A 25872-nucleotide genomic window follows, 5' to 3' on the forward strand; every position below is an offset into this window, starting at 1 on the left:
GGGTGCCAACGGTGCGCGACGGTGTTAAGAAGGGGCCCCTGCTCTACCGGAGGCGTTAACAGGGGGCCCTTCCTTACAGGGTCTGCACGGTGGCGATGCGCTCCTCGAGTTGCTCGATCGTCGCCTGCGCGCTGGGCGGGCCGCCGCAGATCCGGCGCAGCTCGGCATGAATCTTGCCGTGCGGCTGGCCGGTGTGGTGGTGCCGGGCGGCCACCAGAGCGTTCAGCTGCCGCCGTAGCGCCACCCGGCGCTGGGCGGCACTCATGGGTGGGGGCGCCGCCGCCGGGGCCGCAGCGGCCGGCTCAGCGGTCCGCTGGGCGGCCCGGCGCTTCTGCGCGGCGAGCTGCTCGGCCTGCCGCTTGGTCAGCAGCAGCGAGACCTGGTCGGCGGTGAGCAGACCGGGCAGACCGAGGTATTCCTCCTCCTCGGGCGTGCCGGCCTGGGCGGCGGTGCCGAACGAGGCACCGTCGAAGATCACCTGGTCCAGCTCGGCGGTCGCGGAGAGCGCCGCGAAGCGCTTCTCCAGCTCCCCGCTGGCGCCGTCGTCGCGCTGGGCGCGCTCCAGCAGGTCGTCGTCGAAGCCCTCGCGGTCCTTCGGCTTGCCGAGCACGTGGTCCCGCTCGGCCTCCATCTCGCTGGCGAGCCCGAGCAGGTGCGGCACGCTGGGCAGGAACACCGACGCGGTCTCGCCGGAGCGGCGGGCCCGGACGAACCGGCCGATCGCCTGCGCGAAGTACAGCGGGGTGCTGGCACTCGTCGCGTACACGCCGACGGCCAGGCGGGGGATGTCGACGCCCTCGGACACCATCCGCACCGCGACCAGCCACCGCTGCTGGGAGGCGGCGAACGTCGCGATCCGCGCGGACGCGCCCTGGTCGTCGGAGAGCACCACGGCGGCCTTCTCACCGGTCACCTGCTCCAGCAGCTTCGCGTACGAGCGGGCCACCTGCTGGTCGCTGGCGATGACCAGGCCGCCCGCGTCGGGCATGCCGTTGGCGCGCAGCACGGTCAGGCGGGCGTCGGCGGCGCGCAGCACCTGCGGCATCCAGTCGCCGGCCGGGTCCAGCGCGGTACGCCACGCCTGGGCGATCAGGTCCTGCGTCATCGGCTCGCCGAGGCGGGCGGCCAGCTCCTCGCCGGCGTTGGTGCGCCACCGGGTCTCCCCCGAGTACGCCAGGAACAGCACCGGCCGGACCACGCCCTCGCGCAGCGCGTCGGAGTAGCCGTAGACCGAGTCGGCGCGGGAGCGCAGCAGCCCGTCGCCGCCGCGCTCGTAGCTGACGAACGGGATCGGGTTGTCGTCGGAGCGGAACGGCGTACCGGTGAGCATCAGCCGGCGTACCGCGGGCTCGAACGCCGCCTTCACGCCGTCACCCCAGGTACGCGAGTCGCCGGCGTGGTGGATCTCGTCGAGGATGACGAGCGTGCGCCGGGTCATGGTGCGCCGCCGGTGCACCTGCGGCGCCATGCCCACCTGGGCGTAGGTGACCACGGCGCCGTGGAAGTCGGCGGCGGAGTGCAGGTCGGCGTTGCGGAACGCGGCGTCGAGCTGGATGCCGACCCGGGCGGCGGCCTGCGCCCACTGGGTCTTCAGGTGCTCGGTCGGCGCGACCACGGTGACCGCCTCGACGGTGCCGTCGGCGAGCAGCTCGGCGGCGATCCGCAGCGCGAACGTGGTCTTACCGGCGCCGGGCGTGGCGACCGCTGTGAAGTCCTCGGTCCGGCGGCGCAGGTACTCCACCAGCGCCTTGCGTTGCCAGGCGCGCAGGGGCGGGAACGTGTCGAGCGCCGGCATCCGCGGTGGCACGCGTAGCTCCTCTCCGCCGCGGACGGCGGCGGGCCCGACCGGGGCCACGGGAGCCGCCGCCCATGAAAACGCCCTCGCGCATCCGTGCCGCGAAGGCCGGTTCAGCATAACCAGCGCGGGCCGTACGCCCCACTCGACGCCACGCCTGTCACATCCGCCCACCCCGGCGCGGATCGGGTCAGGGCAGTGGTCCCCGGGTGCCGGTGCGCGGCGGCCGCAGCGTCGCCACCGGGGCGGACCAGCGGCGGCGCAGCGCGATCAGGCGCAGCCCGAACACGAGCAGCGCGGCGCCGGTGAGCGGCACGGCGGTGGCCTGTCCGCACGCCGACAGCAGCGCCACCGCGATCGAGCCGGCGAGCGCCGCGAGCGCGTAGATCTCCCGGCGCAGCACCACCGGGATCTCGCCGGTGAGCAGGTCCCGGCCGAGCCCGCCGCCGATCGCGGTGAGCATGCCGATCATGCAGGCGCCGACCGCCGGCACGGCGGCGTCGAGGGCCTTGAGCGTGCCGGTGACTGTGAACAGGCCGAGACCCGCCGCGTCCAGCACCAGCACTGTGGTGCGCAGCCGGGCGAGCTGGGGGTGCAGCCAGAACACGGCCGCGGCGACGACTGCGGCGGTGGCGGCGTAGCGCCAGTCGGCGAACGCCAGCGGGGGCACCTCGTCGATGGCCAGGTCGCGGAAGATACCGCCGCCGAGCGCGGCGACCACGCCGACGAAGACCACCCCGAACAGGTCGAGCCGTTTCGCCACCGCCGCGGAGGCGCCGGAGGCGGCGAAGACCGCCACGCCGGTGAGGTCGGCGAGCAGGAGGGCGGTGGAGGTGGTCACCGCCGCAGGTTACGTGCAGGGGCGGCGGAGCCGCCCGGGATCACTCGGCGTACGAGTCGTAGATCTCCTTGCACTTCGGGCACACCGGCGAGCCCGGCTTGGCCGCCTTCGTGACCGGGAACGTCTCGCCGCAGAGCGCGACCACGTAGGTGCCCATGACGGCACTCTCGGCGATCTTCTCCTTGCGGACGTAGTGGAACATCTCCGGACCAGTGTCCGCGTCCTTCAGCTCGGGACGCTCGAGAACCTCTGTGCTCACGACTACACCTCCGGCGTTCCAGTTTTGCAGGTCGGTCCGCCCCGGTCCACCTGGGCCCCGGCCGGAAGCGGCCCGTACGGTAACCGACGTGACCAACTTTCACATCAGTCTCGGTAGTGAGGTGGCCGACGCCCTGCGGGACGGCCGCCCGGTCGTGGCGTTGGAGAGCACGATCGTCTCGCACGGGCTGCCCCGCCCGGACAACCTGCGGGTGGCGCGCGAGATCGAGCAGGCGGTACGGGACGCGGGGGCGGTGCCGGCCACCATCGGCATGGTCGCCGGCGAGCTGCGGGTCGGGCTGGACGACGCCCAGCTCACCCGGCTCGCCACCGTCGACGGCGTGAGCAAGCTCTCGGTCCGCGACCTGGCCCCGGCGGCGGCGACAGGCGCGGACGGCGCGACCACCGTTGCGGCCACGAGCGCGGTCGCGGCCGCGGCCGGGATCGGCGTGTTCGCCACCGGCGGGCTCGGCGGCGTGCACCGGGAGGCGGCGCAGACGTTCGACGAGTCGGCCGACCTGGTCACGCTGGCCCGGACGCCGATCGCCGTGGTCTGCGCCGGGGTGAAGTCGATCCTCGACGTGGGTGCCACGCTGGAGCGCCTGGAGACGCTCGGGGTGGGCGTGGTCGGCTACCGCACCCGCCGCTTCCCCGGCTTCTACCTCACCGACGCGGGCTTCGACCTGGACTGGTCGGTCGATTCGCCGGAGCAGGTGGCGGACGTGCTGGCCGCCCGCGCGGCGCACGGCGTGCACCACGGCGGCCTGGTGGTGGCCAACCCGCTGCCCGCCGACGAGCAGCTCGACCCGGCGCTGCACGACCGCACGCTCGCCGAGGGCCTGGCCGCGCTGGCCCGCGAGGGGATCACCGGCAAGGCGGTCACCCCGTTCCTGCTGTCGCACTTCCACTCCGCCACCGAGGGCGCCAGCCTGGCGGTGAACGTCCGGATCATCCTGCGTAACGCCGACCTCGCGGCCCGGATCGCGGTCGCCGCGGCGGCCCGCCCCACCGGTACGGCATGAACGCCAGGCCGCGCATCGTCGTCGTCGGCGACGTGATCACCGACGTGCTCGCGGTGCTGTCCGGGCCGCTCGCGACCGGCTCGGACACCGCGGCCGGCATCCGGTTCAGCGGCGGCGGGCAGGCGGCGAACACAGCGGCCTGGCTCGCCGGGCAGGGCGCTGCGGTGACACTGGTCGCCGCCGTCGGCGACGACGAGACCGGCCGGGAGCGGGTGGCCGAGCTGACCCGGATCGGTGTCGACTGCGCGGTGGAGCGGCACGAGGGCTACCCGACCGGCACCGTCATCGTGCTCACCCACGACGGGGAGCGCACGATGGTCAGCCAGCGCGGCGCGAACCTGCGGCTGACCGCCGGGCACGTGGACGCGGCACTGGCCGCCGCGCCCGACGCCGGGCATCTGCACCTGTCCGCGTACACCCTCTTGGACGTCGGGTCGCGCGGCGCCGGCCTGCGCGCGCTGGCCACCGCTCGCGAGCGCGGGCTGACAGTCAGCGTCGACGCGGCGTCCGCGGCGCCGCTGCGGCGCGTCGGCGGGGCGTTCCTGACCTGGGTACGCGACGTCGACCTGCTGCTGGTCAACACGGACGAGGCGACGGTGCTGGCCGGCGGGCTGGACCCGGCGGCGCAGGCGCGGGCGCTCACCGCGGTGGCGCACCGGGTGGTGGTCAAGCGCGGCGCGGCGGGCGCGGTGTGGGTGGAGCGCGGCGGTGTGGTGGAGTTCGCCCCCGCGCCCGGCGTGGACGTGGTGGACGTGACCGGTGCCGGGGACGCGTTCGCGGCCGGGCTGCTCACCGCGTGGCTGGCCGGGGCCGACCCGCGTGCGGCGCTGGGCCGCGCCGGTGACCTGGGCGCGCTCGCCGTGACGACAGTGGGCGCCCGCCCGGCTCCCTGACGCCTGCGGCCGGTCCGGGCGGTGCTCCGCCCGGGCCGGTCAGGGCTCGGCGTCGATGATCTTGTGCGGGTTCTCCTCGGCGGTCAGAGCCGTGGGCGCGGGCTCCTCGCGGCGCCGGTTCTGGAACCGGTTCGCCAGGCGGTGCTCCTCCTTCGGCGGCCGGTCGTTCGCCAGCAGCACCGCCAGCCAGGGCACGAGCACCATGCCGAGCGCGCACAGCGGCAGCCAGAGCCAGAGCAGCGGGGCCTTCGCGCCGACCAGGATCGCGCCGGCCACCAGACACGCGACCCGGATGGCCATCATCAGCACGTATCGCTTCTGCCGGCTGTTGAGCTGGTCGTCCTGGCTGCGCGGGGCGTCGGTGATCAGTATCGGCTGGTACGCCTGACGCTTCACCACGGACCTCCTACGAGGGGATAGGGCCCATCCTGTCACTCCGGACGGATGATCGGCGAAATTCGTGACAGCCGGGTGCGTGTTACGTACGTGGTACGCTTCGCGCGTGGCCAACCGGTTCAGCTTCACCGACGAGGCGCTGGCGAACCTGCGGGTCTACGACGTCACACCCGGGGAAGTCTGGGAGGCCCTGCACAGCAAGCGCCGGGTCATCCGCCACCTAGGGGACGACGTGATGGTGGTCTACGCCACCGACCACCGGGGCCGGCGGCTCGCCGTGCTGCTGGCCGAGGCCGACGGCACCGACAACGACTGGGACATCCTCTCCGCCCGCGAACTGAGCGACGTCGAGGCCAAGCGCTACGACGAGGCGGTGCGGAGATCACGCCGACGAGGAGGCGGTCACGATGCACCGTGACGAGGCGACCAAGCGGTTCCACGCCGGAGGCGACGCGTTCGCCGACCTGATCGACGACACGTCACCGGCGCAGCTGCCCACCCCCGACACCGACGTGCCGATGGTCAGCCGGTCGGTCCGGCTCCCGCTGGAGACGTACGAGCGGGTCCGCGCCGCCGCCGACGCGCGCGGCATCGGGGTGACCACACTGATGCGGCAGTGGATCGAGGCCGGCCTGGCCGACCTGGACGACTCGGCCACCGTCTCGCTGGCCGACGTACGCCGCGCGCTGGCGTCGCTGTCCCGCCCGACCGCCGCCTGACGGCTCACGCCTCCGGGCCGCCCTCGCCGAGCGCCTCCCGCCCGATCGGCGAGGCGGAGGACTCCGGCGGCCGGTGCCAGGCCCGGCGGGCGTCGGCGAACGCGACGAGCGCCAGCACGAGGGCCACCGCGCCGAGCGCGAACATCGCCGGCACGGTCGCCAGCGCGGGCAGGAGCAGCACCAGGGCCAGCAGCCCGGCCAGCCGGGGGCGGGACACCCGGCCGAAGATCTCGTACTCGAACCGGGAGCGGGCGGCCAGGAACAGCGCCGGGCCGCCCACCACGAAGACCAGCCAGTTCGGCCGGGCCGTGTCGTACGGGTGGGCGATCACCAGCTCGTAACCGACCGCGGCGCTGAGCACCCCGAGCACCATGAACAGGTGGGTCTGCGCCGCCGACTCGGCCAGCCGCCCCGGCGTGCCGGCCATCCGCAGCGCCTCCGCCAGCAGGTGACCGGCCCGGTAGAAGTAGATGCGCCAGAGCAACGCCGTGATCACGAACGAGATCGTGAACGCCACCGCCGCGTCGCCGGAGAACTCCTTCCCGCTGTAGGTCACGCCGATCACCAGGATCGACTCGCCGAGCGCGATGAGGAAGATCTGCTGGTAGCGCTCTGCCAGGTGCTCCCCGGCGACGAGCCACTGCCGGATGCGCGACGCCCCGATCCACGGCAGCGGCCAGCCCAGGAACGTGCCGAGATGGTCCACCGCCAGCGCGACGACCCACAGCGCCAGGCGCGGACCGGGCATCAGCGCGCCGGCGATCCACAGCGGGGCGCTGACCCCCGCCCAGACGGCGAGCCGCAGCGGGACCAGACGCCGCGGGTGGGCACGCAACGCCACCGCGATCAGCAGCGGCCGCCCGACCATCACCACCACGTACGCGAGCGCGAACGGCAACGCCCGCTCCTCCAGGGCGCGGGGCAGGGTCACGCCCAGCACCAGGCTGCCGAACATGGTGCCGACCACCACGACCTGGATGACGGCGCGCTCCGGCTCGTACCGGCTGGTGACCCAGGTGGTGATCGTCCAGACCTGCCAGAGCACCAGGAACAGCAGCAGGGTCCTGCCCACGTCGGCGGCCACCGCACCGGCGGAGCCGTCGACGCCGTTGATCAGCCGCTGGGAGACCCGGGTCAGCGCGAACACGAAGACCAGGTCGAAGAAGAGCTCCAGGAAGGTGGCCCGCCCGGGGCTGGACGCGGTACGCAGCAGCGCCCCGCCCCGCTGCTCGGTCATCGTCCGCCCCTGTCCCCCGTCCTGGCGACCAACGACAGGGACGGCGGGCCGGTTGCGGCGGCGTACGGCGGATCAGCCCTTCGCGGCCTTCGCCTCCGCCTTCATCCGCTGCTTGAACTCGCGTACCCGGCGCAGCGACTCGGGATCGGTCACGTCCGCCACCGAACGGTGGGCGTCCGCGTCGCCGTAGTCGCCGGCTGCCTCGCGCCAGCCGTCCGGGGTGATCCCGAACCGCTTGCCGAGCAGCGCGACGAAGATCTGCGCCTTCTGCCGGCCGAACCCGGGCAGCTCACCCACCCGGCGCAGCAGCTCCCGGCCGTCGGTCACGTCGGACCAGAGCCGGGCCGGGTCGCCGTCGTAGCGCTCGACGAGCGCCCGGCACACCTCCTGCACGCGGGCCGCCATCGCCTTGGGGAAGCGGTGCAGCGCGGGCGGCCGGGCGAAGATCTCCACGAGGGCGTCCGGGTCGTACCCGGCCAGTTCCGCGGCGTCGGGCTCGTGGCCGAGGCGCTGCGCCAGCACGTACGGGGAGGAGAACGCCTTCTCCATCGGCACCTGCTGGTCCAGCACCATGCCGAGGAGCAGGGCCAGCGGGCTGCGTGCCAGCAGCTCGTTGGCCTGCGGGTCGATGGGCAGTGACAGCGTCATGGGGACCATAGTGCCGCCCCGCCCGCCTCGCGCGGGCGGCGACTCCCCGACGACGTGACGCGGCCCGGCGGACCCCTGGGAGGTCCACCGGGCCGCGGCCCACGGAGTGGTCAGGTCACCCGTGTCGTCAGTTGACGACGAAGAGCAGCCGGTTCGGCGAGCCCGAGCCCGGGCTGGTCACCTTGCCGGTGGTGGCGTTGCTGGTCAGGTAGCTGGCCACCTGAGCCGGGGTGTAGGAGGTGTTCGCGGACAGGACGAGCGCCGCCGCGCCGGCCACGTGCGGGGACGCCATCGAGGTGCCGCTGATCGTGTTGGTGGCGGTGTCGCTGGTACGCCACGCCGAGGTGATCGACGAACCCGGGGCGAAGATGTCCACGCAGGAGCCGTAGTTGGAGAAGGACGACCGCGCGTCGGTGCTGGTGGTCGAGCCGACGGTGATCGCCGAGGCGACGCGGGCCGGCGAGGAGTTGCACGCGTTGGCGCTGGAGTTGCCGGCCGCGAGCGCGTACGTGATGCCGGAGTTGATCGAGTTCGCCACCGCGTTGTCCAGCGTGGTGCTGGCGCCGCCGCCGAGGCTCATGTTGGCCACGGCCGGCTTCACCGCGTTCGAGGTGACCCAGTTGACGCCGCTGATCACGCCGGCGGTGGTGCCGCTGCCGGAGCAGTTGAGCACCTTGACGGCGACCAGGCGCACGCTCTTGGCCACGCCGTACCTGGTGCCGCCGACCGTGCCGGCGACGTGCGTGCCGTGGCCGTTGCAGTCGGTGTTGTTGGTGTCCACCGTGTTGGTGCCCCAGGTGGCCCGGCCGCCGAAGTCGCTGTGCGTGGTGCGGATGCCCGTGTCGATGATGTAGGCGCGCACGTTGCTGGCGGTGTTCGGGTAGGTGAAGGTGCTGTTCAGCGGCAGGTTGCGCTGGTCGATCCGGTCCAGGCCCCAGGTGGCGCCGGTCTGGGTGCCCTGGGTGGTCATCACGCGGTCCTGCTCGACGTACGCGACGGCCGGGTCGGCGGCCAGGCGACGCGCCTGGGCGGGGGTCATCTTCGCGCTGTAGCCGGTGAGAGCGGAGCTCCACACCGTGCCGACGTTGCCGCCGTAGCGCTTGGCCAGGCCGGCGGCCCGGTCCGGGACGGCGGTACGGGCGGCGAGGGTGTTCGCGGTGCCGACCGCGTCGCCCTTGAGCACGACCACGTAGCTGCCGCTGACGGCGTCCGCGGCGCCGGCGTACCGGATCTCCCCGGTGGGCGCGGCGAGAGCGGGCGTGGAGGCGGCGGCGGCGAAGGCCGCGGCGGCGGCCGTGACGGCGAGCGCACGCAGCGCGCGCCGCCGGGGAAGGGACACGTCGGGCATCGTCTGGCTCCCTACCGGGCGGCCCGGTTTGTGGCCGGATCGCCCCATCGACGGATGTTGGCAGGAATGCTAACCAGAGATCGATACACATGAAAGAGATAGTTGCCGATAGATACGGTCCACGTTATGGATCGGCGGGTGCGCGCCACGCCGGACCGCGCCCGAGGCAGGATGAGCACGTGGACCGTCACGACATGCTGCTCTCCCCCGCCGGGGTCGACGCGCTGCGCACCGCGCTCACGCTCGCCCGCTTCACCGCCAACGGGATCGCCGACCGCCTGGGCCCGCAGGGCACCGGCGCGGTGGCCCGCAACGACTACCGGGCCGCGCTGCGCGCCACCGAGGACCGGGACCGGCTGGCCACGCTGATCCGCGTCTTCATCTGCGACCAGACCGAGCCGGAGGCGGCGGTGGCCGCCGCGCTGGCCCCGCTCGCCCTGGACGAGGCGCTGGCCGGAGGCATCGTGGAGCGGCACGGCGACGGCCTGCGCGCCGGGGTCGACCTGGAGCCGTACGGGGACGACTGGTGGGTGCTCGCCGACGTGCCGGCCAGCGCGCGGCCCGGGCGCCCGCTGCACGCCGAACACGTGCTGGGCATCGGCGGCGCCACCCAGACGCTGATCTCGGCGGCCGTCCGCCCGACCGTGGACACCGCGCTCGACCTCGGCACCGGCTCCGGCGTCCAGGCGCTGCACCTGGGCACCCACGCCCGCCGGGTCACCGCCACCGACGTCTCCGAGCGGGCGCTGCGGTTCGCCGCGACCACCGCCGCCCTCAACGGTCAGGACTGGGAGCTGCTGCGCGGGGACATGGTCGCGCCGGTGGCCGGGCGCCGCTTCGACCTGGTGGTCAGCAACCCGCCGTTCGTGGTCGGCCCGGGCACCACCACGCACGTCTACCGGGACTCCGGTCGGGTCGGCGACGCGATCGGCGCGGAGCTGGCCGCGGCCGCGCCGGACCTGCTCACCGAGGGCGGCACCATGCAGTACCTGGCGAACTGGGTGCACGTCACCGGCGAGGACTGGGCCGAGCGGGTCACCGGCTGGTTCGCCGGCACCGGCCTGGACGCCTGGGTGATCCAGCGCGAGGTGGCCGACCCGATGGCGTACGTGAACCTGTGGCTCACCGACGTCGGCGAGAGCGCCGACCCGCAGCGGATGGCGGCCTGGCTGGACTGGTTCGACGCGCACAAGGTGGAGGCGATCGGCTTCGGCATCGTCTCGCTGCGCCGCTCCGGCCACGACCAGCCGGTCGTCCGGGTGGAGGACCTGCGCCAGCGGGTCGAGCCGCCGCTGGGTGACCGGATCGGCGAGTGGTTCGCCCGGCAGGACTGGCTGCGCACCCGGGACACCGAGGGCCTGCTCGCCGCCCGCTACCGCGCCGCCGACGGGCTCCAGCTGCGGCAGGAGGCCACCATGGGCGACGACGGCTGGGCTGTGGACCGGCAGGTCCTGGCCATGCCGCGCGGGCTGCGCTGGTCCGAGGAGATCGACCCGCTGGTGCTCGCCCTGGTCGGCGGCGCCGACGGCCGGCTGCCGCTGCGCGACCAGCTCGCCCTGCTGGCCGCTGCGCACGACGTGGCCCCGGACGAGCTGGCCGAAGCGGCCGGACCGATCGTGGCGCACCTGGTCGAGCGCGGCATCGTCGAGCCGGTGACCGACTGATGCGGGCGGTGGTGCAGACCGTCGGCCGGGCCCGGGTGACTGTCGACGACGAGGTGACCGGTGAGATCGCCGACGGGCTGCTGGTGCTGCTCGGCGTCACCCACACCGACACCCCGCAGGTGGCCGCCATCATGGCCCGCAAGCTGCACGAGCTGCGCATCCTCGACGACGAGCGCAGCGCCGCCGACGTCGGGGCGCCGCTGCTCGTGGTCAGCCAGTTCACGCTCTACGGCGACGCCCGCAAGGGCCGGCGACCGAGCTGGACCGCCGCCGCGCCCGCCGAGGTGGCCGAACCCCTGGTGGACGCCGTGGTCGAACAGTTGCGCGCCCGGGGTGCGAAGGTGGAGACCGGCCGCTTCCGCGCCCACATGCTGGTGGAGAGCGTCAACGTCGGTCCCCGGACCCTCGTGCTCGACCTCTGAGGCCTAGAAGAACAGCCCGCGGCGGGACAGCGACTGACGCAGCCAGCCGTCGAGCTGGGCGGCCCAGTCCGTCCGGTCCGCCGTCGCGTGGTCCACCGTGAACCGGCCGAACGCGTCCCGGCCCTCGGTGAACAGGCCGCCCCGCTTGTCCAGCTCCAGCACCACGTGGACCTGGCGCGGATCGGTCACGAAGGTGACCTCGAGCTGGTTCATCGCGCCCGCGTACTGCGGCGCCGGGTAGAACTCGATCTCCTGGTAGAAGGGCAGCTGCTGGTGCAGACCGTAGATGTGTCCACGCTCGACGTCGGCCCGCGCGAACCGGAAGCCCAGCCGTAGCAGCGCCTCCAGCAGCCGCTCGTGGGCCGGCAGCGGGTGCACCGCCACCGGGTCCAGGTCGCCCTTGTCCATCGCCCGAGCCACCTCCAGCTCGGTACGCAGACCCATCGTCATGCCGTGCAGGTGCTGGCCGTACAGGTCGGTCAGCGGCGTCTCCCAGGGCACCTGGAAGCGGAACGGCACGTCGTGCCGCTGCCCCGGCTCCAGCCGGAACGCGCCGGTCACCTGGGCCCGGCCGAACTCCTGGTTCACGTCGTACTCGCTGTCGGAGCTCTCCACCTCGACCCGCGTGACCAGGCCGAGTGCGATGTAGCTCACGTCCACCGGGTGGTCGCCGCCGACCACCTGGATCCGGCCCGCCAGCTCGCCGCCGGGGCGGCAGTTCGGGTTGGCCAGCACCGTCTCCACCGACGGTCCACCCACACCCATCGCCTGCATGAGCCGCTTGAAGACCACCACGTTCTCCGATCGTCAGTGCCGTGCCGGCCCCGACGGCCGGTCGGTGGCACGGTAACCGCGCCGGGCAAGGGAACGCCGGATTCCGGCCGGGATTCCTGTCGGGTCTCCGATCGCCTCACTCCCGTCTCACGCCCCGACCGCCAAGCTGTTTGTCATCGGCCACCACCGCGTGGGCGGCACGGGACCGGTAGGCACGTCGGACACGGGGAGAACAGAGATGACCCAGCAGATGATCGAGCACCAGGACATGGACGTCACCCTCACGGACCTCGACGCCACCGACGAGCGCGGCGTCTCCACCGATCTGGTCCGGGCGTACCTGAACGGCATCGGCCGCACCAAGCTGCTCACCGCGGCGCAGGAGGTCGAGCTGAGCAAGCGGATCGAGGCCGGCCTCTTCGCCGAGGAGAAGCTGGCCACCTGCACCCCCGTCTCCGCCGAGCTGCACGCGGACCTGGCGCTGATCGCGGCCGAGGGCCGCGCCGCCAAGGACCACCTGCTGGAGGCCAACCTGCGGCTGGTGGTGAGCATCGCCAAGCGCTACACCGGTCGCGGCATGGCCTTCCTCGACCTCATCCAGGAGGGCAACCTCGGCCTCATCCGCGCGGTCGAGAAGTTCGACTACACCAAGGGCTACAAGTTCTCCACCTACGCCACCTGGTGGATCCGCCAGGCCATCACCCGCGCCATGGCCGACACCGTCAGCGAGGTCGCCACGGCGCTGGAGATCCCGGAGTTCCAGGTGATCGAGCTGATCTCCTACGACCGGGAGCCGGTCAGCCTGGACCAGGCCGTCGGCGAGGACGGCGAGAGCGCGCTCGGCGACTTCGTCGCCGCCGTCGACCCGCGTACCGAGCCGGGCGACGCCGCCACCAACGGCGAGCTGCGCAACGAGGTCCGCATCGTGCTGGCCACGCTGTCCCAGCGGGAGCAGGCGGTGATCCGGCTGCGCTTCGGCCTGGACGACGGCCGGCAGCGCACGCTGGACGAGGTCGGCCGCGAGTTCGGCCTGTCCCGGGAGCGGATCCGGCAGATCGAGAAGGTCACGCTGCTCAAGCTGCGCGACCCGGAGCGGGCGAACCGGCTGGAGGCGTACGCCTGCTGACCCACCCCAGCCCCGACAGGCCCCGGCGGTTCGCCGGGGCCTGTCGCGCTTGACCCGGGCGCTCCCACCGTATACAACCGACTGGTTGCACAACCAGGAGGTTATGAAAGTGCCCGCGGATCTGCTCGACGCCACCTTCGCCGCGCTCGCCGACCCCACCCGGCGTGCCATCCTCGCCCGGCTGGCCGCCGGGGAGGCGACTGTCACCGAGCTGGCCGAGCCGTTCGCGATGAGCCAGCCGGCCGTCTCCAAGCACCTCAAGGTGCTCGAACGCGCCGGCCTGGTCACCCGGGGCCGGGACGCCCAGCGCCGTCCCTGCCGGCTCGACGCCCGGCCGCTGCGGGAGGCGGTCGCGTGGTTGGCGGACTACCGGGACTACTGGGCCGAGAGCTATGCGCGACTGGACGAGGTGCTCGCCGAACTGACCGCCGGGGAGCAGCGGTGACCGGCCTGACCGTGTCCCTGCCCGGCGACCGGGAGATCCGGCTCAGCCGCGACTTCGCCGCTCCGCGCCACCTCGTGTTCGCCGCCTTCACCCGCCCGGAGCTGCTGGTCCGCTGGTGGGGCGCCCGGGGCTGGCACCTCGTCGAGTGCGAGGTGGACCTGCGGGTGGGCGGGCGGTGGCGGTTCGTCTCCCGAGGCCCGGACGGCGATCTGATGGGCCAGGGCGGCACGTACCGGGAGGTCGACCCGCCGGCGCGGCTGGTCTGCACCGAACTCTTCGACGACCAGTCCTATCCGGGCGAGACGCTGGTCCGCCACGACTTCACCGGCTCGGCGGACCGGACCACAGTCGTCACCCACCTGCGGTACGCCACCGCGCAGGGGCGCGACACCGTCCTGCGCTACCCGATGACCCGCGGCCTGGGCGAGGCGTTCGACCGGCTCGCGGCAGTGCTGCACACCGATTCGACGACAGGAGCGACAACATGAACTGGACACTTGAAGTGGTGGTGGTGCCGGTCTCCGACGTGGACCGGGCCAAGGAGTTCTACGCGCAGCGGCTCGGCTTCGTCCTCGACCACGACACGGATCTGGGCGGCGCGGGGCGGATCGTCCAACTCACTCCCCCGGGCTCCGGGTGCTCGATCGTCCTCGGCCGGGGCGTCGTACCGGAGATGCCGCCGGGCTCGCTCAAGGGCGTGCAACTCGTCGTACCGGACCTGGAACGGGCGCGCGCCGAGCTGGTCGAGCGGGGCGTCGAGGTGAGCGAGATCCAGGTGATGGGCCAGAACCCGCGCCCGGTGCCGCATCCGCTGGACAACGTCGGCTTCGTGTTCTTCCGCGACCCGGACGGCAACGAGTGGTCGGTGCAGCAGATCTCCGAGCGTGGGTGAGCGGTGTTAAAAGGGGGCCCCTTCTCTACCGGAGGCGTTAAGAAGGGGCCCTTCCTTACAAGCGGCGCGGGCCGGTGTCGGGGCGGGCGGCCTCCGCGCCGGTGCGCACGGTGGCGTGCAGCACCGAGATGCCGTCCGGCCGGGCCAGCACCGGGTTGAGCGTGAGCGACCGCACCCGCGGCTGCTCGTCGGCCAGGCGGCCGACCCGCACCAGCAGGTCGACAAGGGCCGCCCGGTCCACCGGCGCGGCGCCCCGGTGCCCGCGCAGCAGCGGCGCCGCGCGGGGCTCGTCGACCAGTTCGGCGGCGTCCCGGTCGGTGAGCGGGACCGCCCGCCAGGCCCGGTCGCCGAGCAGCTCGGTCGCCACGCCACCCAGCCCGAACCCGACCACCGGCCCGAACGCCGGATCCTCGACCAGCTCCACCACGCACGCCACACCCGGCGCGACCATCGGCTGGACCAGCACCTCCGCGCCGAACACCGGGGCCATCTCGGCGTACGCGCGGCGCAGCGCGGCGGCGTCGGCCAGGTCGAGGCGTACCGCACCCAGGTCGAGGCGGTGCCGCAGCCCGGGGGCGGCGGCCTTGAGCGCCACCGGCCGGCCGAGCCGTTCGGCAGCCGCCAGCACCTCCTCGGCGCTGCCGGCCGGCACCGACTCCACCACGTCGATCCCGTACGCGCGCAGCAACGCCGCCGAGTCGGCCCCGTCCGGGCGCAGCGCGGCGTGCCCGGCCGCCCGGTCCACGTCGGCCAGTTCCGGCAGCACACCGGCGGGCCGGCGCAGCCAGTCCGCGTACGCGGTCACCCGGCCCAGCGCGCGTACCGCCTCCTCCACGCTCGGGTACGCCGGCACCCCGGCCGGCACCAGCCCGGCCAGGAACGTCGCCACCACCGGCTTGCCGGTGACCCGCGCGTCGGGCAGCGCCGCCGCGAAGTCGGCCACCGGGTCGGCGAGCTGGCCCGGCAGCGGCGGCGCGAACACCGCCACCACGGCGTCCACCCGCTCGTCGGCCACCGCGTCGCCGAGCGCGGCGGCGTACGCGGCGGCGCCCGCGCTCGGCCCGACGTCCTGCGGGTAGCCGTCGGCAACTGTCAGTCCCTGGGCCGCGCAGGCGGTCGCGGCCAGCCCGGTCAGCGCCGACGAGTTGCCCACCACCGCCACCCGCCGCCCGGCCGGCAGCGGCTGGTGGGCCAGCAGCACGCCCACGTCGAGCAGTTCGGACACGGTGTCCACCCGGATCACCCCGGACTGGGCGAACAGCGCGCTCACCGCAGCCGCGTCCAGCGCGGGCGCGTCCCCCACGCCCGGCGGCCGGGCCAGCGAGGCGAGCGCCACCACCGGCTTGCTGCGGCCGATGCGCCGGGCCAGCCGGGCGAACTTGCGCGGGTTGCCGAACGTCTCCAGGTAGAGCGTGATGACGTCGGTGGCCGGGTCGTCCTGCCAGTACTGCAACAGGTCGTTGCCGGACACGTCGGCCCGGTTGCCGGCCGAGACGAAGCTGGACAGGCCGAGCCCGCGCCGGGACGCCTCGGCCAGCAGCGCCACCCCGAACGCGCCGGACTGGCTGAACACGCCGACCCGGCCCGCCGCGGGCAGCACCGGCGCGAGCGTGGCGTTGAGGCGTACCGCCGGGTCGGTGTTGGCGACGCCGAGGCAGTTCGGGCCGACCACCCGCATGCCGGCCAGGTGCGCGGCGCGGACCAGCGCGCGCTGCGCCGCCGCGCCGGCCGGGCCGGACTCGGCGAACCCGGCGGAGATCACCACCAGGCCGTGCGCGCCGGCGCGGGCCGCGTCGTGCACCACGTCGGTCACCGCGTCCGGCGGGACAGCCACCACGGCGAGGTCGACGTCCTGGCCGGCGTCGGCCGCCGACGGGTACGCGGGCAGCCCCGCCACCGTCGACGCGCTCGGGTGCACCGGCACGATCGCCCCGGCGAAGCCACCATCGCGCAGGTGCCCGAGCAGCGCCGCGCCGACGCCCTGGCCGGTGGTGCTGGCGCCGTAGACGGCGATGCCGCGCGGCGCGAGCAGCCGGGCGATCGACCGGGCCTCGGTGCGGTGCTCCCGGCCGCGCTGCACCTCCAGGGTCGCCTCGGTGGGCGCGATCGGGAAGCTCAGGTGCACCACGCCGTCGGCGTACTGGCGCTGGACCTGGTAGCCGAAGTCGGCGAAGACCCGCAGCATCGCCCCGTTGGCCGGGAGCACCTCGGCGACGAAGTGCACGATGCCGTTGCGCCCGGCCGCGTCGGCCAGGTGCTCCAGCAGCACCGACCCGATGCCCCGGCCCTGGTAGGCGTCCTCGACCACGAACGCCACCTCGGCCTCGGGCGAGGCGGGGCCGAGCCGCTCGTAGCGGCCGACGGCGACGATCCGCTCGCCGGCGAGCACCACGAACGCCTCCCGGTCGCGGTGGTCGACGTTGACGAAGCGCTTCAGGTCGCGTTCCGGGATACGCGGGTACGGCGAGAAGTACCGCAGGTATCGGGTGCGCTCCGAGAAGCGGCCGTGCATGGCCACGATCTCGGGCGCGTCCTCCGGGCGGATCTGTCGCAGCTGGACGGTCGTGCCGTCACTGAGCAGCACGTCCAGCGGTTGCTCGACGGTGGTCACCGGTCGGTCCTCCCCTGCCGCCGGCTCAGTCGCGCGGGTCGTGCGGATCGAGCCCGAGCAGCGGGAAGACGGCCTTGCGGGTGGCCGCGACGGCCCGGTCCACCGCGTTCGGCTCGCCGCTGGGCTGCCACGGCTGGTACGACGGGTCCACGTCGTCGGTCATCCGCAGCGGCACCTCGTGCCCGGGTCGCCGCCGCGCGGCCAGGTCCCGCCAGCCCGGCGGGGTGAGCGTGGCCGGGTCGACCGGCTCGCCGGTGGCGATCGCCAGCAGGTGCGTCCACGCCCGGGGCACCACCTCGACCAGCGCGTACCCGCCGCCGCCGGTGGCGACCCAGCGGCCGTCGCACAGCTCGTCGGCGAGCGCCCGCAGCGCGCGGTACGTGGCCCGCTGCCCGTCCACCGACAGGTGCAGGTCGGCCAGCGGATCCTTGCGGTGCCCGTCGGCGCCGCACTGGGTGACCAGCACCTGCGGCCGGAACGCGCGCAGCACCGACGGCACGATCGCGTGGAACGCCCGCTGCCAGCCCGCGTCGCCCACACCCGGGGGCAGCGGCACGTTCACCGCGGTGCCCTCCGCGCCCGGGCCGCCGGTCTCGTCCGGGAACCCGGTGCCGGGGAACAGCGCGAGCGGCGTCTCGTGCAGGCTGATCGTGAGCACCCGCGGGTCGCGGTAGAAGATCTCCTGCACGCCGTCGCCGTGGTGCACGTCCACGTCCACGTACGCGATCCGCTGCGCGCCGAGGTCGAGCAGCCGCGCGATGGCCACGGCCGGGTCGTTGTAGACGCAGAACCCGGCGGCGCGGGCGGGCATCGCGTGGTGCAGCCCGCCGGCCACACTCACCGCGCGCCGGGCGTCGCCGCGCCACACCGCCTCGGCGGCGGCCGTCGTGGCGCCGGCGATCAGCGCGCTCGCCTCGTGCATCCCGTCGAAGACCGGATTGTCCGACGTGCCCAGACCGAAGCCGGCGAACAGCGGGTCGCGCGGCGCGGACCGGACCGCGTCCAGGTAGGCCGGATCGTGTACGCGCGTGAGCAGCGCGTCGTCGGCCGGCTCGGGCTTGACCAGCCGTACGCCGGGCCGGTCCAGCACACCCAGTTCACGGGCGAGCGCCATCGTCAGCTCGACCCGGACCGGGTCGAGGGGATGGTCGCCCATGTCGTAGGCGAGGAGAGCCTCGTCCCACACCACCACCGTGTCGTCGGCCATGCGGCCATCGTCGCACGTGGTCCGGGACGCGCCCACCAGTCGTACGCTCACCGGCCGGACGTGCCACCGGTCGCGACCGGACGGTCCGGGTCGGCCACCCACTCGCTCCACGAGCCGACGTACAACGCGGCGTCCGGGCGACCGGCCAGGTGCAGCGCGAGCACGGCCTGCGCGGCGGTCACCCCGGAGCCGCAGTACGCACCGACCGGCGCGTCCGCGTCCACCCCGGCGGCGGCGAACCGCTCCCGGAGCGCCTCGGCGGCGGGGAACCGGCCCTGCGTGACGTACTCCGGTGCGGGCAGGTTCACAGCGCCCGGCACGTGCCCGGCGACCGGGTCGACCGGCTCGTGCTCGCCCCGGTAACGCGGCGCGGCCCGTACGTCGATCAGCACGCCGGGCCCGGCGGCGGCGAGCCGGGCGGCAGCGGCGGCGTCGAGCACCGGCAACGCGCCGGGCGCCACCGTCACGTCGCCCGGGACCGGGGCGGGCACGCTCGTGTCGACCGGCAGGCCGGCTGCCGTCCAGGCCGGGAAGCCGCCGTGCAGCACCCGCACCTGCCGGTGCCCGGCCCAGCGCAGCGTCCACCAGGCGCGGGCGGCGGACATGCCGTCGCCGCCGTCGTACACCACCACGGGACGACCGGCGCGGACGCCCGCGGCCCGCAGCGCGGCCTGCAACGCCGCCGGGTCCGGAAGCGGGTGTCGCCCGGCGGCGCCGGGCGGCCCGCACAGCTCGGTGTCCAGGTCCACGAAGACGGCGCCGGGCAGGTGGCCGGCGGTGTGGTCGTCGCGCCCGGGCGGGCCGGTCAGCCGCCAGCGGACGTCGAGCAGGGTCGGCGGGTCGGCGTGATCGAGTTCGGCGGCGAGCCGGTCGGGCTCGACCAGCAGGTCTGTGGTGGCGGCCATGCGGCCCAGTCAACACCATTCGGCCCGCCACCTCCGGCTTCGCCTGCGTCGACGGTCGGTGGGAGCGGGTACCATCGGAGCCCAGGAGGCCGCAGACGTGAAGCACGACCTTGTTGACACCACCGAGATGTACCTGCGCACCATCCTCGAACTCGAGGAGGAGGGGGTGCCGCCGCTTCGTGCCCGCATCGCCGAGCGGCTGAAGCAGAGTGGTCCGACCGTCAGCCAGACCGTCGCCCGCATGGAGCGCGACGGCCTGCTCACAGTCGAGGGCGACCGGCACCTGACTCTCACGCCGCAGGGGCGCAACACCGCCGTGTCGGTGATGCGCAAGCACCGGCTGGCCGAGTTGCTGCTGGTGAACGTGATCGGGATGCCCTACGAGGAGGCCCACGAAGAGGCCTGCCGGTGGGAGCACGTGATGAGCGACGCGGTGGAGAAGCGGGTCTTCGACCTGCTCAACCGCCCGACCCGCTCGCCGTACGGCAACCCGATCCCGGGCCTGGCGGAGCTGGGTGACCCCGGCCAGACGCTTGCCGACGCCGTCGAGGGCGAGCGCAACCTGGCCTTCCCCGGCCTGTCCGGCCCGGTCGTGGTGCGGCGGATCTGCGAGAGCGTGCAGACCGACTCGGACGTGCTCCGGCAGTTGCACGCCGCCGGCGTCGACCCGGGCGCGACAGTGACTGTGGCGCAGGAACGCGACGCCGTCTCCATCGACCGCTCCGGTGACCGGGTCCGCCTGCCCCGCGAGGTGGCGTCCCGGGTGTTCGTCGCGGCCCGCTGAGGCCGGCTTCCGGTCAGAGCTGCCTTGGTGCGACCCGCGATCAGAGCTGCCTGGTGTCGATCACCTTGGCCAGCGTGACCAGCTTGCCGGCCGTCTTGTCCGCCTCCGCCTTCGCGGTGCCGGCCGGGGCGGTCCAGCGCAGGGTGGCCAGCCGTCCCTCGGTGGCCAGCCAGCCGACCTCGGCGGCCGGGCCGGACTTCGCGGTCTTGGGCAGCGTCCGCCGGTAGGCGGCCTTGCCCAGCTTGCTGATCTTCGCCGCGCCGCCCGGCTGCACGTCCAGGGCGAACGTGGCCGCGTCGATCGACGTCTCGGTCACCGACAGCGTCAGCTCCGGCAGCACCGCCCCGGCCGCCCGGACCACGCACGTGTGGGTGTCGCCCCGCTCCGTGGCCGCCGCCACGTCGAACGTGCCGCCGGTGTGCTCGGCGATCACCGCGAAGTCGAGCAGCCGGCACGCCCCGCCCGAGGACGCCGCCGCGACCGGCACCGGCGGAGGCGGGGCCGGCGGCCCGGACTGGGTCGGCGCCTCGTCGGCGCAGCCGGCGGCGAGCAGGACGGCCGGAACGGCCAGCCAGGTACGTGCACGCACGGGAGACCTCCGCGGTCGGCGGCGGGTCCGACCCGCCGGAGTTCCGTCGGACACCGTACGGCGTGCCCCAGCGGGGACGGAAGCCCCCTAATCGGCCACGTACGGACAGTGCCGGCAGCCTCGCCCGCAGCACGTGCCGCGCCGGGCCAGGAACCCGGCGCTGAGCACGAACAGCCCGGTCTCCGGGTCCAGGTAGCCGGCCTCCCCGGCGGCGAGCGCGGCCGCGTGCGCGACGAGGATGCGTTCCCGCCCGGGGTGATCCGGCGACAACCGGGACGGGTGGGGTTCGGTCAGGGGCCGTCCCGCCAGCTCGTCACGCACCGCTGAAGTCTACGGACGCCCTGCCCGCCCTAGTTGCCGCCCGGGCCGCCGTCGGTCCGGAGGCGTTCCAGGTACGGCACGAACGCGTCGGGCCGCTCGAACATCGAACGGTGCCCGGCGCGCGGGATCACCAGATGGTCCTTGCGCGGTGCTTGAAGCTGCGCGTACCACTCGTCGAACAGGCGAAGCCGGCCCGGCACCTCCTGCGCGCCGTCCACGAAGTACGCCGGCACGGCGAGCTGCCGCACGTCACGCCGGAAGTCGACCTCCTGCAACCGGGGGTACAGCACGTCCCAGCCGTCCAGGAACCCGAACAGGTGCACCTTCTCCAGCAGGCTGTATTCGGACACGCCCAGGTTGCCGACAGTCCCGGTCTCGTCCTCGCTCGCGCCTTCCCGGTCGACCGGGAAGGCCCCGGCCTCATTGGTCAGCAACGGCTCGTACGCCCAGACGTCGCGGTAGGGCGGCGGGCCCTGCGCGGTCATCCGGTCCGCGAGCGCCGTCCGGCCGGTGCGGCGGGCCCAGGCCACGGTGTCGGCGTACTGGCTGCGATCGGCCTCGCGCAGGCTCACCACCTGCCCGACGCCCACGTAGGCGGCGAACAGCTCCGGGTGCTGTCGCACGGCGAGCAGGCCGGCGATGGTGCCGCCGGAGTGCGCGACCAGGTGGATCCGATCCCGGCCGAGCCGTTCTCGCAGGTGCCGGGCCACCGCGACCAGGTCGTCCACCTCGTCGTCCAGGCGCCAGTCCGACGGGGCGCGGAACCCCGACCAGGAGCGCGGCCCGCCGGCACGGTCCCACACGGCCACCACGAAGCGCTGCTCCAGTTCGGGCAGATGGCGGCGAACCCCGCCGATCTCCGAGCCGCCCGGTGGCCCGGGCACCACGAGCAGTACCGGGGCGCTGCGGTCCGTACCCCTGATAAGCAGGCCCAGCTCGCGCCCGGAGGAGTCGACGGTGTCGAAGCGGGCGATGCCCCCGGGGATCGGGTCGGTGCGGCCCGGCACGGCCGCGCCGACGGTGACCAGCGCGAGCAACGCGGCCAGCAGACCGACGCCGATCCGGCCCAGCCGGCGCGGCACCGGCCGGCGCGGCGGCACCGCGTCGAGGCGGCGAGCCAGTCCGGCGCCGTAGGCGGCACCGACCAGCAGCGGCAACAAGCTCAGCAGACCGTGTACGCCCCGGCCGGCGAGCAGCGCCACGACGCCGAAGCCGGACAGGTGCGGACGGTCGACGGTCGGCCCGCGCAGCCGCAGCCGGACCAGCTCGACGGCCACCGCGAAGATCACCGGCGCGACAAGCATGAACCAGCGGGACCGGCTCAACCAACCGGCGGCCAGCCCGACGGCGAGGCTCACCGCGACGGAGACGAGTGCGGCGCCGACCGTGCCGGGCCCGCGCGGGGTCCACCAGCCGGCGACAGCGCCCCAGATCAACGGCAGCATCGACGCGAGGAGCACCCGGGCGCGCATGACGTCTCCCTCCGCCGAGATCGTCAACCCTAGCCAGGGCGACCACTCTTCGCTGCCCCACCCTCACGTGCGGTACAGGCCGGGTGCCGGCTGAGTGCTGCCGGAGGGTCGATCATGAAGTTGGCGGCCGTCGCGTCGGCGTGTCGCACCGCCAACTTCATGATCGCCGCGCGCCGGGACAGGGCGGGCCGGGCGGGGCGGGTGGGTCAGCGGAACCAGGTGAGGGACTGGCCGTGGCCTGTCGTCCAGGCGAACGGGCGGCCGTCGAGGGCAAGGACGTTGTGGAAGCCTTCGGCGGGCGGCTCGGGCAAGTCGGCGTGGGGCAGGACTGACGGGTCCTCGTTGGCGATCCAGTGGCCGGGCAGCGTCCGGACCAGCGCGGTGAACGCGTCCCGGCGGGGCGGCGGCACCTGGTAGAGCACCGAACTGTGGAACACCACGAGCGTCGCCCCGGCCGGAGCCTGCGCTGCCAGCGCCGGCAGGTCGTCGACCAGGTCACCGCGTACCAGCAGGGGCGGATCGGCCGCCGCGACGGCAGCCGCGGCGCGCAGCCGTTCCCGGCGGTGCCGGTGTTCCGGCCAGATCAGCGCGTCCAGCCAGGCCACGTCGGCCGGGTCGGTGACGTCGAGCGGGTTCACGTCCAGCCCGGCCCGCCACACCACTTCCGGGCGCCGCCGCGGCGGATCGGTGCCGGTCAGGTCACAGTCGAGCACCGGCTCGCCCTCGCCGACCTGCCGGTCGCCGTAGCGGTAGGCGTACCGGTCCGGGTAGAGGCACAGCCCGGCGGACGCGCCCACCTCCAGCAACGCCAGCGGCTGCGGCAACGCGGCGAGCACCGGCAGCAGCACCGCGCAGCGCCCCGCCTCGTTCGTCTGCGTCGCCCGCACCCGCATCTGCGCCGCGACGTCCGGCCAGTGCGCGATCACGTACGCGCGGAACGCCGCCGGGTCGTCCACCGGCCCGCCGCGCAGCCGCACCACCCCGAACAGCAGGTTCGGCTGACGCTTGGCCGGTGGCAGCGTGTCGAGCAGGGCGAGCAGCTCCGGGTCACCGGCGACCGCCCGCGACAACCGCTCGTACGCCGGGGACACGCCGCGTGTCTCACGCTCGGCGAAGACCCGATAGATGTCGGTCGTGCTCATCCCCCGAGCATTCCAGCTCGCGTACACGATGGTCTGTGACAGTGGGCACTACGGCCGTTTCGGCCGACGGGGACGAAGTCCCCGGGAGATCTCCTCCAGGTGCCGCTGTTGGTGCTCGCGCACCATGGCCTCCCAGACCTCCTGGTCGAAGTCAGGATCGAGCGGCACCCACCGGTGCGAGCCGTCGCAGTAATGAAACCGTTCGTCGCCCGGCCGAATGACACTCATCGCACCCACCCGAGGAAGCGCTGATGCAACACCCCGGCCGGCACCCAGGTCAGATCCTCCGCCGCCCACACCAGATAAGACCCCATATACAAGCCCAACGACACCGGCGCTCCGGCGAACTCGGCCCGCAGCTCACGACGCCGCGTCGGGCAGGGCCACGGAGCGCCACACCCACCGCAGCTCCACACCGGAAGAACCGGCCCGTGGGTGGTCACCGGAGGCCGTCCAGGAAGCGCCGGGTGGCGGTCCGCGCCTGCCGGCGGGCCGCCCATTCGACCTGCTGACAGGGGTACGGAGACAGGCGCGCCCACCATGCCCGGCACCCCGTGCAGAAGCCGTCGAGGCCGGGTACGTGCACCGATAGGATCTGCCGGACCTGCGACTCCGTCACGTCTGCTCCTCTCCCGGCCAGTGGCCGCGACGGATCGGGATGCGATGGCGTACGCGGCACGGCAGTTCCGCACCGCAGCGGCAGATCCGCCGCCACCGCCGCCAGGACCACACCGGACGGTGCCGCCGGGCGAGGGTCAGCGCGACCGCCACCACGTACTCCTCGTACGACACACGAGCGCGCATGCCGCCTCCCAAATTTAGACTTCCAATTTGGAAGTCCAACTAGACTAAAAGTTGGACTCCTGTTTTGGAACCCTGCCGAGCGTGTCGCGTCATCTCGATGCGGAGGGCGATAATCAGCCGATGGTCAACCCGACAATCCAGCGCAGGCGGCTCGGACTCGCGCTCAAGCGGGCTCGGGAGCACGCCGGCAGGACGCAGGACGAGGCGGCAGCAGTCATCGATGCCGCAGCGAGCAAGATCAGCCGCATCGAGCTGGGCCAGTCGGGCATCAAGCTGACCGACCTGCATCTCCTGCTCGACCTGTACGGCGTTACGGGCGAGGAAGCCGAGCCGTTACGGGAACTCGCTCGTGCCGGGCGCCAGCGAGGGCGGTGGAGCACATACCGCAACGCCGTACCCGATTGGTTCCGCCAGTACCTCGACCTTGAGGGTGACGCGTCGGAGATCCGCTGGTACCAACCGGAGGTCGTTCCCGGCATCCTCCAGACCGAGCCCTACATCCGCGCGATGAACGCCACCGCCCACCCGCGCCCCAACGACGAGGATCTGGACCGAACGGTTGCCATCAGACTTGAGCGGCAGGCGATCTTGCGTCAGGACGGCGGCCCGGAGCTGAGCTTCATCCTGAGCGAATCCGCGCTCCGGCGGAACATCGGTGACGTCGACACCATGAGCGACCAACTCCGCCACCTCGTGGAGGTGAGCAACCAGCCGAACGTCTCGCTCCAGGTCTTCCCCTTCGACGCGCAGACCTACGAAACGGCGTCCTTCAACTTCATCATCCTGCGCTTCGGCGACGACGCCGGCTCGGATGTGATCTACGTAGAGACGTTCACGGACGCGGATTACCTCGACCGACCGGACGCGGTGCGGGCCTACACTCGGCTGTGGGACCGGCTCCGTGCCGCCGCGCTCGGGCCGGTAGAGTCGCGCAAGCTCATCCGGCAACTGGCGGATGAGCTGGCACGCTGACGGAACTGGAGGTGGCCGTGACAAGCCCGGATCGCCTCGGCCTCAAGTGGCGCAAGTCGAGTCGCAGCGACAACAACGGCGGCGCGTGCGTAGAGGTTGCCGCCGTCAGCGAGAACATCCTGATCCGCGACAGCAAGGATGCGGCCGGTCCCGTTCTACGCTTCGGGCGTCAGGCATGGCAGGCGTTCCTCCGGACTCTGCCCTGAACCCGGACCTGCCGGTACACACACTTCACCGCTGGCCCTTAAGCCAGCCGCGAGGACGAATGAGGGCAAGCAGGGCGCACGCCTTCGCGTACGCCCCGGCCTTCTAGTCAGCGTGAGTCACGGGGCGGATTCGGATCGTTTCCGTAGCTGTCTCGCTCACGGATTTGACCGTTTCTGCCGTGAAGGTAGAACTCCGTCTGGTCCGCCCGGGCTACTGGCCGCCCAGCCCTCTCGGCTTCCGCCTGAGTCGGGTGCAGCGACGATGCCCGCTGATTTCCCTCCCGGACCACAGCCCACTCGCCGTCGCGAGGGACGACATGAACAGGTTTGGCCTTATCAGCCATGACTTTCTCCACTCCTACTCGATTAACTTGCTTGA

Annotated in this window: 30 protein-coding genes; 13 read left to right on the forward strand and 17 right to left on the reverse strand. The window is 73.5% G+C overall.

The window, feature by feature from the left end; genetic code table 11:
• Positions 1-73: 73 nt before the first annotated feature.
• The 3 genes from IF06_RS0127880 to IF06_RS0127890 all read right to left on the reverse strand — a co-directional run bounded on the left by IF06_RS0127880 (position 74) and on the right by IF06_RS0127890 (position 2895).
• A complete protein-coding gene (locus IF06_RS0127880) occupies positions 74-1795 on the reverse strand; it encodes a DEAD/DEAH box helicase (RefSeq protein ID WP_030274567.1) in 1722 nt (573 codons plus the stop codon).
• Between the two features lie 190 nt (positions 1796-1985).
• Positions 1986-2636 carry a trimeric intracellular cation channel family protein gene (locus tag IF06_RS0127885; protein WP_013284784.1) on the reverse strand — a complete coding sequence of 217 codons (651 nt, stop codon included), beginning with the start codon at positions 2634-2636 and terminating at the stop codon, positions 1986-1988.
• A gap of 40 nt (positions 2637-2676) precedes the next feature.
• Entirely contained in the window at positions 2677-2895 is a 219-nt protein-coding gene (locus IF06_RS0127890) for a DUF3039 domain-containing protein (RefSeq protein WP_013284783.1), read from the reverse strand.
• 88 nt (positions 2896-2983) lie between these two features.
• Between IF06_RS0127890 and IF06_RS0127895 the strand changes: the two genes are divergently transcribed.
• Together IF06_RS0127895 and IF06_RS0127900 are read left to right on the forward strand one after the other, a co-directional pair.
• Positions 2984-3916 carry a pseudouridine-5'-phosphate glycosidase gene (locus IF06_RS0127895; RefSeq protein WP_013284782.1) on the forward strand — a complete coding sequence of 311 codons (933 nt, stop codon included), beginning with the start codon at positions 2984-2986 and terminating at the stop codon, positions 3914-3916.
• A complete protein-coding gene (locus IF06_RS0127900; RefSeq protein WP_030274569.1) occupies positions 3913-4809 on the forward strand; it encodes a carbohydrate kinase family protein in 897 nt (298 codons plus the stop codon). Before IF06_RS0127895 ends, IF06_RS0127900 begins: the two co-directional genes overlap by 4 nt.
• Before the next feature lie 39 nt (positions 4810-4848).
• Here IF06_RS0127900 and IF06_RS0127905 read toward each other — a convergent pair whose 3' ends face one another.
• Positions 4849-5205, reverse strand: coding sequence for a DUF3099 domain-containing protein (locus tag IF06_RS0127905; protein WP_013284780.1), 357 nt, complete (start codon positions 5203-5205; stop codon positions 4849-4851).
• 106 nt (positions 5206-5311) lie between these two features.
• On the opposite strand from IF06_RS0127905, the gene IF06_RS0127910 reads away from it, so the two are divergent.
• Together IF06_RS0127910 and IF06_RS0127915 are read left to right on the forward strand one after the other, a co-directional pair.
• Positions 5312-5623, forward strand: a complete 312-nt coding sequence (locus IF06_RS0127910) for a hypothetical protein (protein WP_225319724.1) — start codon at positions 5312-5314, stop codon at positions 5621-5623.
• The gene (locus IF06_RS0127915) at positions 5613-5924 is read left to right on the forward strand and encodes a hypothetical protein (protein WP_013284778.1); all 312 of its coding nucleotides are present in this window, start codon (positions 5613-5615) and stop codon (positions 5922-5924) included. Before IF06_RS0127910 ends, IF06_RS0127915 begins: the two co-directional genes overlap by 11 nt.
• Before the next feature lie 4 nt (positions 5925-5928).
• Here the strand turns inward: IF06_RS0127915 and IF06_RS0127920 are convergent, their stop codons facing one another.
• From IF06_RS0127920 to IF06_RS0127930, 3 genes are all read right to left on the reverse strand, one after another.
• Positions 5929-7161, reverse strand: coding sequence for a low temperature requirement protein A (locus IF06_RS0127920; RefSeq protein ID WP_013474503.1), 1233 nt, complete (start codon positions 7159-7161; stop codon positions 5929-5931).
• 72 nt (positions 7162-7233) lie between these two features.
• On the reverse strand, positions 7234-7818 hold the full coding sequence (locus IF06_RS0127925; protein ID WP_013284776.1) for an HhH-GPD-type base excision DNA repair protein: 585 nt from the start codon (positions 7816-7818) through the stop codon (positions 7234-7236).
• A 118-nt stretch (positions 7819-7936) separates the two neighbouring features.
• The gene (locus IF06_RS0127930; protein WP_013284775.1) at positions 7937-9157 is read right to left on the reverse strand and encodes a S8 family peptidase; all 1221 of its coding nucleotides are present in this window, start codon (positions 9155-9157) and stop codon (positions 7937-7939) included.
• Positions 9158-9336: 179 nt separating this feature from the next.
• Between IF06_RS0127930 and IF06_RS0127935 the strand changes: the two genes are divergently transcribed.
• Together IF06_RS0127935 and dtd are read left to right on the forward strand one after the other, a co-directional pair.
• The gene (locus tag IF06_RS0127935) at positions 9337-10821 is read left to right on the forward strand and encodes a DUF7059 domain-containing protein (protein ID WP_030274577.1); all 1485 of its coding nucleotides are present in this window, start codon (positions 9337-9339) and stop codon (positions 10819-10821) included.
• Entirely contained in the window at positions 10821-11243 is a 423-nt protein-coding gene (dtd, locus tag IF06_RS0127940; RefSeq protein WP_030274579.1) for a D-aminoacyl-tRNA deacylase, read from the forward strand. Before IF06_RS0127935 ends, dtd begins: the two co-directional genes overlap by 1 nt.
• A gap of 3 nt (positions 11244-11246) precedes the next feature.
• On the opposite strand, the gene IF06_RS0127945 is transcribed toward dtd, so the two are convergent.
• Positions 11247-12035: a sporulation protein gene (locus IF06_RS0127945; protein WP_013284772.1), complete on the reverse strand. Its 789-nt coding sequence runs from the start codon at positions 12033-12035 to the stop codon at positions 11247-11249.
• A 220-nt stretch (positions 12036-12255) separates the two neighbouring features.
• Here IF06_RS0127945 and IF06_RS0127950 point away from each other — a divergent pair, with 220 nt between their 5' ends.
• The 4 genes from IF06_RS0127950 (at position 12256) to IF06_RS0127965 (ending at position 14480) form a co-directional block, all read left to right on the forward strand.
• Positions 12256-13143, forward strand: a complete 888-nt coding sequence (locus IF06_RS0127950; protein WP_036311703.1) for a sigma-70 family RNA polymerase sigma factor — start codon at positions 12256-12258, stop codon at positions 13141-13143.
• 103 nt (positions 13144-13246) lie between these two features.
• A complete protein-coding gene (locus IF06_RS0127955) occupies positions 13247-13588 on the forward strand; it encodes an ArsR/SmtB family transcription factor (RefSeq protein ID WP_198039690.1) in 342 nt (113 codons plus the stop codon).
• On the forward strand, positions 13585-14076 hold the full coding sequence (locus IF06_RS0127960; protein WP_013284769.1) for an SRPBCC family protein: 492 nt from the start codon (positions 13585-13587) through the stop codon (positions 14074-14076). The genes IF06_RS0127955 and IF06_RS0127960 overlap by 4 nt, the downstream gene beginning before the upstream one ends.
• Positions 14073-14480 carry a VOC family protein gene (locus IF06_RS0127965; protein ID WP_013284768.1) on the forward strand — a complete coding sequence of 136 codons (408 nt, stop codon included), beginning with the start codon at positions 14073-14075 and terminating at the stop codon, positions 14478-14480. Before IF06_RS0127960 ends, IF06_RS0127965 begins: the two co-directional genes overlap by 4 nt.
• A 55-nt stretch (positions 14481-14535) precedes the next feature.
• On the opposite strand, the gene IF06_RS0127970 is transcribed toward IF06_RS0127965, so the two are convergent.
• The 3 genes from IF06_RS0127970 to IF06_RS0127980 are packed head-to-tail and all read right to left on the reverse strand — an operon-like array spanning position 14536 to position 19203.
• A complete protein-coding gene (locus IF06_RS0127970; protein ID WP_030274583.1) occupies positions 14536-17091 on the reverse strand; it encodes a bifunctional GNAT family N-acetyltransferase/acetate--CoA ligase family protein in 2556 nt (851 codons plus the stop codon).
• 25 nt (positions 17092-17116) lie between these two features.
• Positions 17117-18298 carry an acetoin utilization protein AcuC gene (locus tag IF06_RS0127975; protein ID WP_013474498.1) on the reverse strand — a complete coding sequence of 394 codons (1182 nt, stop codon included), beginning with the start codon at positions 18296-18298 and terminating at the stop codon, positions 17117-17119.
• 47 nt (positions 18299-18345) lie between these two features.
• The gene (locus IF06_RS0127980) at positions 18346-19203 is read right to left on the reverse strand and encodes a sulfurtransferase (RefSeq protein WP_013284765.1); all 858 of its coding nucleotides are present in this window, start codon (positions 19201-19203) and stop codon (positions 18346-18348) included.
• 97 nt (positions 19204-19300) lie between these two features.
• On the opposite strand from IF06_RS0127980, the gene IF06_RS0127985 reads away from it, so the two are divergent.
• Positions 19301-19987 carry a metal-dependent transcriptional regulator gene (locus tag IF06_RS0127985; RefSeq protein WP_030274585.1) on the forward strand — a complete coding sequence of 229 codons (687 nt, stop codon included), beginning with the start codon at positions 19301-19303 and terminating at the stop codon, positions 19985-19987.
• A 40-nt stretch (positions 19988-20027) separates the two neighbouring features.
• Here IF06_RS0127985 and IF06_RS0127990 read toward each other — a convergent pair whose 3' ends face one another.
• From IF06_RS0127990 to IF06_RS0128020, 5 genes are all read right to left on the reverse strand, one after another.
• Complete coding sequence (locus tag IF06_RS0127990; protein WP_013284763.1) at positions 20028-20576, reverse strand: hypothetical protein; 549 nt, start codon at positions 20574-20576, stop codon at positions 20028-20030.
• Between the two features lie 87 nt (positions 20577-20663).
• The gene (locus IF06_RS0127995; protein ID WP_013284762.1) at positions 20664-20897 is read right to left on the reverse strand and encodes a DUF5522 domain-containing protein; all 234 of its coding nucleotides are present in this window, start codon (positions 20895-20897) and stop codon (positions 20664-20666) included.
• A 29-nt stretch (positions 20898-20926) separates the two neighbouring features.
• Positions 20927-22369, reverse strand: a complete 1443-nt coding sequence (locus IF06_RS0128000; RefSeq protein ID WP_030274589.1) for an alpha/beta hydrolase — start codon at positions 22367-22369, stop codon at positions 20927-20929.
• A gap of 206 nt (positions 22370-22575) precedes the next feature.
• The gene (locus IF06_RS0128005) at positions 22576-23511 is read right to left on the reverse strand and encodes a DUF2332 domain-containing protein (RefSeq protein ID WP_013284759.1); all 936 of its coding nucleotides are present in this window, start codon (positions 23509-23511) and stop codon (positions 22576-22578) included.
• Positions 23512-24126: 615 nt separating this feature from the next.
• On the reverse strand, positions 24127-24315 hold the full coding sequence (locus tag IF06_RS0128020) for a hypothetical protein (protein ID WP_013284756.1): 189 nt from the start codon (positions 24313-24315) through the stop codon (positions 24127-24129).
• Positions 24316-24396: 81 nt separating this feature from the next.
• Here IF06_RS0128020 and IF06_RS0128025 point away from each other — a divergent pair, with 81 nt between their 5' ends.
• Entirely contained in the window at positions 24397-25287 is an 891-nt protein-coding gene (locus IF06_RS0128025) for a DUF5753 domain-containing protein (RefSeq protein ID WP_145754706.1), read from the forward strand.
• Between the two features lie 17 nt (positions 25288-25304).
• Positions 25305-25493: a DUF397 domain-containing protein gene (locus tag IF06_RS33310; protein WP_013284754.1), complete on the forward strand. Its 189-nt coding sequence runs from the start codon at positions 25305-25307 to the stop codon at positions 25491-25493.
• 107 nt (positions 25494-25600) lie between these two features.
• Here IF06_RS33310 and IF06_RS35005 read toward each other — a convergent pair whose 3' ends face one another.
• A complete protein-coding gene (locus IF06_RS35005) occupies positions 25601-25837 on the reverse strand; it encodes a DUF2188 domain-containing protein (protein ID WP_013284753.1) in 237 nt (78 codons plus the stop codon).
• Positions 25838-25872 lie beyond the last annotated feature (35 nt).

Source organism: Micromonospora globosa (assembly GCF_000717585.1).
Classification (GTDB): domain Bacteria; phylum Actinomycetota; class Actinomycetes; order Mycobacteriales; family Micromonosporaceae; genus Micromonospora; species Micromonospora aurantiaca.

Excerpts from the sequence above, each read along its gene's own strand:
- IF06_RS0127880 (WP_030274567.1), bottom strand. The coding sequence starts at position 1,795 with ATGCCGGCGCTCGACACGTTCCCGCCCCTGCGCGCCTGGCAACGCAAG.
- IF06_RS0127900 (WP_030274569.1), top strand. The coding sequence starts at position 3,913 with ATGAACGCCAGGCCGCGCATCGTCGTCGTCGGCGACGTGATCACCGAC.
- IF06_RS0127915 (WP_013284778.1), top strand. The coding sequence starts at position 5,613 with ATGCACCGTGACGAGGCGACCAAGCGGTTCCACGCCGGAGGCGACGCG.
- IF06_RS0127920 (WP_013474503.1), bottom strand. The coding sequence starts at position 7,161 with ATGACCGAGCAGCGGGGCGGGGCGCTGCTGCGTACCGCGTCCAGCCCC.
- IF06_RS0127925 (WP_013284776.1), bottom strand. The coding sequence starts at position 7,818 with ATGGTCCCCATGACGCTGTCACTGCCCATCGACCCGCAGGCCAACGAG.
- IF06_RS0127930 (WP_013284775.1), bottom strand. The coding sequence starts at position 9,157 with ATGCCCGACGTGTCCCTTCCCCGGCGGCGCGCGCTGCGTGCGCTCGCC.
- dtd (WP_030274579.1), top strand. The coding sequence starts at position 10,821 with ATGCGGGCGGTGGTGCAGACCGTCGGCCGGGCCCGGGTGACTGTCGAC.
- IF06_RS0127950 (WP_036311703.1), top strand. The coding sequence starts at position 12,256 with ATGACCCAGCAGATGATCGAGCACCAGGACATGGACGTCACCCTCACG.
- IF06_RS0127955 (WP_198039690.1), top strand. The coding sequence starts at position 13,247 with ATGAAAGTGCCCGCGGATCTGCTCGACGCCACCTTCGCCGCGCTCGCC.
- IF06_RS0127965 (WP_013284768.1), top strand. The coding sequence starts at position 14,073 with ATGAACTGGACACTTGAAGTGGTGGTGGTGCCGGTCTCCGACGTGGAC.
- IF06_RS0127975 (WP_013474498.1), bottom strand. The coding sequence starts at position 18,298 with ATGGCCGACGACACGGTGGTGGTGTGGGACGAGGCTCTCCTCGCCTAC.
- IF06_RS0127980 (WP_013284765.1), bottom strand. The coding sequence starts at position 19,203 with ATGGCCGCCACCACAGACCTGCTGGTCGAGCCCGACCGGCTCGCCGCC.
- IF06_RS0128000 (WP_030274589.1), bottom strand. The coding sequence starts at position 22,369 with ATGCGCGCCCGGGTGCTCCTCGCGTCGATGCTGCCGTTGATCTGGGGC.
- IF06_RS0128005 (WP_013284759.1), bottom strand. The coding sequence starts at position 23,511 with ATGAGCACGACCGACATCTATCGGGTCTTCGCCGAGCGTGAGACACGC.
- IF06_RS0128020 (WP_013284756.1), bottom strand. The coding sequence starts at position 24,315 with ATGCGCGCTCGTGTGTCGTACGAGGAGTACGTGGTGGCGGTCGCGCTG.
- IF06_RS35005 (WP_013284753.1), bottom strand. The coding sequence starts at position 25,837 with ATGGCTGATAAGGCCAAACCTGTTCATGTCGTCCCTCGCGACGGCGAG.